The organism is Winogradskyella rapida (genome assembly GCF_042675845.1).
GTDB lineage: Bacteria > Bacteroidota > Bacteroidia > Flavobacteriales > Flavobacteriaceae > Winogradskyella > Winogradskyella rapida.
Window position 1 is genome coordinate 1 of the sequence record NZ_JBHTKM010000045.1, and the last position, 2,380, is coordinate 2,380.

3 rRNA genes are annotated in these 2,380 nt (G+C 31.8%); all 3 read left to right on the forward strand.

The window, feature by feature from the left end:
• A 23S ribosomal RNA gene (locus ACFQ13_RS06295) occupies positions 1–93 on the forward strand; the annotation flags it as partial.
• Between the two features lie 125 nt (positions 94–218).
• Positions 219–328 (forward strand): 5S ribosomal RNA (gene rrf, locus ACFQ13_RS06300).
• Positions 329–2,184: 1,856 nt separating this feature from the next.
• Positions 2,185–2,380 (forward strand): 16S ribosomal RNA (locus tag ACFQ13_RS06305); the annotation flags it as partial.

The following is a 2,380-nucleotide window of genomic DNA, read 5'->3' on the forward strand; positions in this document are numbered from 1 at the left end:
AGGGTCGTGGAAGATGACCACGTTGATAGGCTATAGGTGTAAAGGCAGTAATGTCATAGCCAAGTAGTACTAATAACCCATAGGCTTATTGTACAGCGTTTTTTATAAGTTTACGTTACTTACACATCATAAAATCATGTAATTTTTTCAATATGTCAACAATATTAGTGTTGATTATTTATAACAACCCAAGTTCTGATACAATCAGAATAAAGACTTAAGGTGGTTATAGCGACGGGGCTCACCTCTTACCATTCCGAACAGAGTAGTTAAGCCCGTTTGCGCCGATGGTACTACTTTACTGTGGAAGAGTAGGTCGCCGCCTTTTTTAAGAACCCTTACTAGATAACTAGTAAGGGTTTTTTGTTTTTACACCTTTTTTAAAAACCACCTAAATAACCACACCTTTATATATTGCTCGCAATCCTACCCATAATCCCAACTTCACGGGGAGAAGATCAAGACTGAACTTAATATTTGGATTTTTAAGATTGTTAAACAAAAAGCAATTATCTACTCATAATCATATTTAGTAGTCGCCTTTAGAAATAATTTTAGTAAAGCTTGAAATTAATTAAGGCAAATTTTCCTCGGAATCCCTCCTGTAATTTCAACTTTACGGATATAACTACAAGACTGAACTGGGAACTTAAATCTAGGTTCCACTAAAACAAAAATCTATTTATTATAAGACTCGCTGATGATGATAAAAAAAACGGAAATTGTAAGCTAAAATAATATTAGGTTGAATAAAGTCTCTCAATATAAAATATACTTTGTCCTGATATCTAGAATTATTTCATCTAGCTGACCTAAAAACCAAGATGACTCCATAAAAAGAGTTTCCTAAAATAAATTTCTACTTCGTTTATTAAATCGAGTTATAAATAAGGTGAAGTTAAGTTGTCTAAAAATGGGATGACCGTAGTACATCAAAATAAAGAATAGCAATACTTAAAATAAGCTAAGGTGATATTATTATTATTATTGAAGGCAATTAATATCCAGAAAATTCTTATTGAGTATAGTAATCTTACATTGAGTAGTGGATAATCTTAACAAATAAAAATAGTGTTATTTAAAATTAGAGCCATAAATAGATCCAATTAATCCTAAATAGGATTTCTTTAAAATTACCATTCATATAAGTCTAGGGTGATTCTTGAGAAATTATTGAATCCAATTTTAAAAAAAGGAGAATCTTGTTGAAAAGAGTGAAATAGTAATCGAGATGATATAGTTTCATCTCGATTATTAGGGCATAAGCTTTCATATTATTAATCGTCGAACTAAAATAGAAACCTTCATTTAAAATTATAGCGCCTACTAATAATTAAAAACCCTTAATCTTTATTCTGGATCCATAGTTCAAAGGAAAATAAAACGGAATCTTCTCAGAAAATAGTTCAAAATAAAGAATTGTTCAACCCGCTCCAGGTTGAGTAAGATTGAATGATGAGAATTTCGAAAGATTCAACAAGGATGCGTATCACTTTTATGAAGCCGTTCATCCAAATATGGGTCTTCAAATTATAAAAACTTTCATCAAAAAATAATATTATAAACCAATTCCGGATGAATTAACAACTACCATCGAGAAGATCTGCTGCGTTATGCATCATAAAAGGAGAGAACTTCCACACCATATCAAAAAAAACAAACAAAAGGGAATTCCTCAATCTGCCATTATCAACGAAAAACGATAAGTATTCTTTAACTCGATAAACCTTAAAAAAGACCCTATACCATCAGGATCTGGAGCCCATGAAATAAAAAGTGAAATAACGCTAAAACTAACTCACAGTAAATAAGCCCATTAAATAAAAAATAAAATAAAACGCTCAAGGATGTTGTAGGTTTATAAAAGGGTTCTATATTTGCACCCCGAAACAAAGACAGCATGTCAAGTTTCGCACGTTTATTGTCAGATAATTTTAGTTAGAAAAGGGCTTAAAAAACTTTTTCAAATTAAAGTTGTGGGAATGAAAAAAGGGTTATATATTTGCACCCGCTTAGCGAAACAATGTTAAGCAAAAGTAAAGAAAATAAGTTCATTAACATATTGAATTGACAGCGTAAAAATTAACTGGAAACGGTTAATTAAAAACAAGAGAATAAATCATTTGGAGTACTAGAATAATTCCTATTAGTTGTTAAAAGTATAGTCGTAAGACTTAAAATTTAACGATGAAGAGTTTGATCCTGGCTCAGGATGAACGCTAGCGGCAGGCCTAACACATGCAAGTCGAACGGTAACAGAGAAGAGCTTGCTCTTTTGCTGACGAGTGGCGCACGGGTGAGTAACGCGTATACAATCTACCTTTTACAGGGGGATAGCCTTTAGAAATGAAGATTAATATCCCATAGTAATTTATTATTG